This window comes from Mesorhizobium sp. M7A.F.Ca.CA.002.15.2.1 (assembly GCF_003998715.1).
GTDB classification, from domain to species: Bacteria; Pseudomonadota; Alphaproteobacteria; order Rhizobiales; family Rhizobiaceae; genus Mesorhizobium; species Mesorhizobium ciceri.
Map to the genome: position 1 here is coordinate 1 of NZ_RZPI01000419.1, position 5018 is coordinate 5018.

General features: G+C 60.2%; 5 protein-coding genes. 4 read left to right on the forward strand and 1 reads right to left on the reverse strand.

Annotation, left to right across the window (positions count from 1 at the left end):
• Window positions 1–236: 236 nt before the first annotated feature.
• Window positions 237–482 (forward strand): hypothetical protein, encoded by a 246-nt coding sequence (locus ENZ74_RS21450; RefSeq protein WP_063169243.1) that lies wholly within the window; start codon window positions 237–239, stop codon window positions 480–482.
• Window positions 483–671: 189 nt separating this feature from the next.
• Here the strand turns inward: ENZ74_RS21450 and ENZ74_RS21455 are convergent, their stop codons facing one another.
• Window positions 672–1061 (reverse strand): hypothetical protein, encoded by a 390-nt coding sequence (locus tag ENZ74_RS21455; RefSeq protein ID WP_024505560.1) that lies wholly within the window; start codon window positions 1059–1061, stop codon window positions 672–674.
• A 706-nt stretch (window positions 1062–1767) separates the two neighbouring features.
• Between ENZ74_RS21455 and ENZ74_RS21460 the strand changes: the two genes are divergently transcribed.
• The 3 genes from ENZ74_RS21460 to ENZ74_RS21470 form a co-directional block, all read left to right on the forward strand.
• Window positions 1768–2982 carry a cation:dicarboxylase symporter family transporter gene (locus ENZ74_RS21460; RefSeq protein ID WP_210326676.1) on the forward strand — a complete coding sequence of 405 codons (1215 nt, stop codon included), beginning with the start codon at window positions 1768–1770 and terminating at the stop codon, window positions 2980–2982.
• Window positions 2983–3153: 171 nt separating this feature from the next.
• On the forward strand, window positions 3154–3438 hold the full coding sequence (locus ENZ74_RS35265) for a thioredoxin domain-containing protein (RefSeq protein WP_224570942.1): 285 nt from the start codon (window positions 3154–3156) through the stop codon (window positions 3436–3438).
• Window positions 3439–4170: 732 nt separating this feature from the next.
• A partial coding sequence (locus tag ENZ74_RS21470; RefSeq protein WP_127312977.1) for a zincin-like metallopeptidase domain-containing protein occupies window positions 4171–5018 on the forward strand: 848 nt, incomplete at its 3' end.

A 5018-nucleotide genomic window follows, 5' to 3' on the forward strand; every position in this document is an offset into this window, starting at 1 on the left:
AGCTCACACATGGCGCTTATGACAAGGAGGAGCAGCGTTATTTCGGCCTGGCCGCTGCCTGAAGCATGTCGGTTGAAACGGGTTCAGCCGACGTCTCCTTGCCCCTCACCAGGTCGCCCAAAAGCATCAGCGGTTTTGAACGAATCGCAGCGATTGTCCGCAATCGGACATAGGCTTGAAGGCGGTCGAATTCGTGCCATAAGTCGGGTTGGTCAGGGTTCAGGGAGGAATTCGTCATGACCAATTCGTTTCACACCGTCACCGTCGAAAAAGCCGCAGAAGCCTATGTCCTTTCCAGGGGAAGGGTCCGCTTTCTCTCCATGGCGCAGGCGATCCGCGCCATCCGAACACTAATGCCGGCATGCAAGGCCACCGACCGCGAGTTGGAGGAACTGTTGGCGGCCGCTTCCTTCGTTCATGGCGTGCCCGTCGCCTTCGACACAAAAACAGCCGATGGTGTAGAACCACGGCTGCATTCCTAAGAGGGCATGCCGCGCCATGCAGACTGTCAGAGGGCATTCGTCAGATGGTAGTCCGCTAACTTAACTGCAGAGTCTAAAGGACGTGTTCCAGCATTGCGAACTCACCGATCGCTTTGTTGCCAAAGCTGCCAGCAAGCGATCGCCTCATCCAGCCGTTTGCACCATCTCATCACAGACATCATCGCGATGCTACCTGTCCAGCATATGTCCAGCATTTCGCAAGGCGGCCAGAAGGAGCCTCGCATAGCCTGTGACATCGATCTGGGCCTGCATCGAAAGGGGCATGCTGGTCCAGTTCTCCAACGGTGCAATGAAAGGTGAGAAGGTGCCATTGACAAGGCAACAACAGCTAACAAGGCCCTCTCGGTCCAATGCCACCACACCGATCTTGTCGCCTGGATATCCAATGGCTGCGACTCGCTGGACCTCCAGGTCACCGTCCACCCGCACGTCAAAAAGAAGGCTACCACGGCTCCTCGTGGCTATCTCAGCCGCCTTCTCATCAAAGCTTGAAGAGAGCAAGCGGACGCTTTCCACCGCCATCTGGAAAATCACCAAATCCAGTTCATTCACGGCCATATGGGCATTTCCGCGCAACGGGTGGTGATTGCAATGACACATACTGCTTGTTCACAGATGTCGGTCACGAACGATCATTCGTCGGGTTCCGGTTCCGACCAACGGTGTCGCCACCTGATCGTGCTGCGGTTCGAACCTTCCGAACGCGAGCCGAGCGCGCTATGAGGTTGGAGTCTAGGTCTCGGACCCTGCCTCGCGGCCTGCTCATCTTTGGCAGACCCGTTGCAACGCCGCCGCGATGGCGCAAACGCCAGATGACGCTGATCCATCGCTTGATCGTGAACTGAGCTTCTGAACACCATTGGGACAGCAGGGTGGAAGGGCTTGACCAACGCTGCCCCCGTTTTCCAAGAGGACCCGTCCTCGATTGAATCTTTCGAGCCCCGTGCAGCGCGCAGCCAAATGATGACCATCTGGACCCAGCTCGCAGACCGCAAGGCAAAGAGGGAACCTTCCAGGCAGCCAAGCTGCGTCGACGCAAAGAGCGGCCTTTGGAGTTCCCAGAATCGACCCTTCCATAGTTGCGACAGGCAACCACTGCACGAGTGTGGGAGAGCGAATCGCAAGCATTGCGTGAGGTCCTGCGCGTTTTCCCCTCTTGCTATTTGGCACATCGTTTGCGCCGAAGTGGGCGCAGCGTTCGACCGGAGCACTGCATGGGAGAGGGAGGAGCCCCACCCCGATCCGGTCAAGGAGAGAGACGGTGTTGGTTCCAAGAGTTCCCCGCGCGATCTTAGCGCCCCGCAAGCGCCATTTTGCCCGGACCTACGTGCAGGTACTTGCCGCCATAATCCTGGGTGCCGCAATCGGCTATTTCCATTTGGAGACCGGCCACAGCCTGAAGCCGCTCTGCGATGCCTTCGTCGATGTCGTCAAGATAATCACCGTACCTGTCATCTTCCTGACAATGGCGACCGGCATTGCCGGCATGAGCGATCTGCAGAAGGTCGGCCGAGTTGCCGCCAAGGCGATGGTTTATTTCCTTACCTTCTCGACGCTAGCACTCCTTGTCGGGCTGATTGTCGCGAATATCGTTCAGCCTGGCGCCGGCCTCAACATCGATCCGGCCTCGCTCGATGTCGAAGCCGTTAAGGGCTATGTGGCCACGGCTCACGAGCAGTCCGTGACCAGCTTCCTGATGAACATCATCCCGTCAACGATTGCCAGTGCCTTCGCGGAAGGCGACATCCTGCAAGTCTTGTTCCTCTCGGTCCTGTTCCTCTCGATCCTGTTCGGCGCGGTCTGCCGCTACAACGGCCGCTCGCTCTTCTCTCTCGTCCGATACATCAAGGACGAGCTGCTGCTCGCAATGTCCTCCTCAGAGGCCGCGCTGGCCTCGCTCATGGAGAAGATGGAAAAGGCCGGCGCCACGCATTCGGTCGTGGGTCTCATTCCATTCAATCTGGACGGCACGAATATGATGCTCGCCGCCCTTTTCATCGCCCAAGCGACGAAAACTGATCTCCCGATCGGCTGCCGGATCCTCATGCTGTTTGTCGCATTGTTCCCTTCGAACGGAACAACCCGCATTACCGGTGCAGGCCTCGTCACAATGGCTGCAACGCTCTTTCTTGTTCCGGCCGCACCGGTCACCTCCGTGGGGCTTATTCTTGGCGTCGATCAGCTTATGTCCGAATGCCACGCGCTGACGGTTTTTCTCCGCAGCGTAGCGGCAACGCTGGCTGTCACCCGGTCCGGGGCGAGCGGGATAAACGACGATTCGGGGAGCGCCTCACTAGCGGACCGTTCAGCGCTCTGGCGGTGGACGGTCAAGTCGCCCGGCGTGGTGAACACAATTCCCCGTGCGAACGACGCTCAGCTATTGGGGTGGACCCGATGGCGCAAAGCCGTATTTGAGAAACCGCCAGATCGCACCGGCACCTGTGCGCCTGTAGCAACTGCGGGGCACGATCAAAACTGACCCATTTTACACCAAAAAGGCGGCCGTTGCTGCCACGCCGTCCATGGATTGGAGACTCATGTCTAAGCCGACTGCCATCACTGTCGCAGCTCTTCTTTTACTCCTCGCCTTGCTGGCGAGCCAATATAGCGCGAACCTGCACCGGCAGGCGTGGTCGACCGACAGGCAAAAGTGGAGCGGCGCATTCGACAACGATCTCCTTCGCCAATCGCCGGCAACCCGCAAGGCGATGCCGTTCTGGTCATATTCAATGACTACCACAACTGTCCGCATTGCAGACTGGCTGATATCAACTACCAAAAAGCCTTCAAGCATGAGCCCAATCTGAAGCTTGTGATCAAACAGTTCCCGGTCCTGGGACCGGATTCCCAATTCCCAGCCTTCGCCGCACTCGCCTCGAGAAAACAGGGAAAGTTCGACGAATTCCACCGCGCCCTTATGATTTCCCCCAGTTGAAGGGTCACTCTCAAGATCGCAGCGCGTGTAGGCCTTGACGTTGAGCAGCTCAAGCGGGAATGCAAGATCCGGCCATCGCAGATGAAATGCGCGCGTCCGCGCACTCGCGAAAGGTCTGCACTTAGACGGTACGCCCGCGTTGGTGGTCGGCGATATAGTGGTCGCCGACCTTGTGGACATGGCCAGCTTGCAACGCTTGCATCGCCGATGCGCGCTCAAAGCGTGCTGGCTCTCGTGCGGGGCAGCATCTGTAGACCGGCCACGCTGTTGTTGCCGGAGCGTGCCGTTTGTGGCAGCTGGCTTTGCTGTCGCTCCTCGTAATCTTGTTGCGGTCATCCAGCTGCCGTGGGCGCCAACAACAATCCTGAGCGCCCGCGCCTGAAGTCGCTGGCCGGGTGCTCGTGAACCGAGCCCGCTTTTCTTCGGCAAGCTCAGGCGGTCTTGGCCCTGCGGCATCGCCCCCTGGCGCGGGGCAGCCTTCGGCTGCTGACGGTCGCCGGCCTGTCGGCCGGCGTCTTTCTATTGTGGCCTTCCCCCTGGCGCAGGGTGGGCAGCACTCCCTTCTAGGCCCGCCGCGGCGTCCCGCAACCCTTCGCTTGTCGCTTTCGGGTCCTCCACTCCGTTCCGGTCCTGCTGATGCAGTCCGCCTCCGACGGCGGGCCTTTCCGGTCGCTTTTGCCGCCCACCCCGCTTCCGGGGAGGGCGCGCGATTGTAGAGCGGAGGACATCACGATGCGTGCAAACAACAAACGTTGCGGCAGCCGACAGGCTGGCGCAGACAGCGGCGGGCGCACCGGCGCCAGCCTTTATCAGGAAATCACCGACCGCATCATTGCCGAACTGGAGCGCGGCACCGTGCCATGGGTCAAGCCGTGGGGCAGGGCAAGGACAGGCCTCGGCCTGCCGCGGAATGCGGCCACCCAGCGCCGATATTCCGGCATCAATATCCTGATCCTGTGGGGCGCGGTCATCGAGCGCGGTTTCCCCAGCCAGAACTGGCTCACCTTCCGGCAGGCGCTTTCGCTTGGCGGCAATGTCAGGAAGGGCGAGCACGGCACCACCATCGTTCACGCTGACCGCTTTGTTCCCAAGAACGAAAAGCAACGCGCCGACACCGATGGCGACGAACCGCAGGCGGTGCCCTTCCTGAAGCGCTTCACCGTCTTCAATGTCGCGCAGTGCGATAATCTGCCCGAACATCTTTACGCCGCCGGCGAGCCTCTGCCTGAGCGCGAGATGGTCCCGCAGGCCGAGGCGCTCATTCATGCAACCGGCGCTGATTTTCGCGTCGGCGGCGAGCGCGCCTTCTACATGCCCGGCAGCGACACCATACAGGTGCCGCCGCAGCCGGCTTTCTTCCACCAGATCGACTATTACCGGACCTGCTTTCACGAGCTTGGCCACTGGACCGGCCACCCGAGGCGACTCGCGCGCGACCTGTCCGGCTCCTTCGGGTCCAACACCTATGCGCGCGAGGAACTGGTCGCCGAAATCGCATCAGCCTTCATCTGCAGCAGTCTCGGCATCGAGCCGACCGTGCGCCATGCCGACTACATCGGCTCATGGCTGACGGTTTTGCG

Coding starts and splice junctions, on each gene's coding strand:
- ENZ74_RS21450 (WP_063169243.1), top strand. CDS start 237: ATGACCAATTCGTTTCACACCGTCACCGTCGAAAAAGCCGCAGAAGCC.
- ENZ74_RS21455 (WP_024505560.1), bottom strand. CDS start 1,061: ATGGCCGTGAATGAACTGGATTTGGTGATTTTCCAGATGGCGGTGGAA.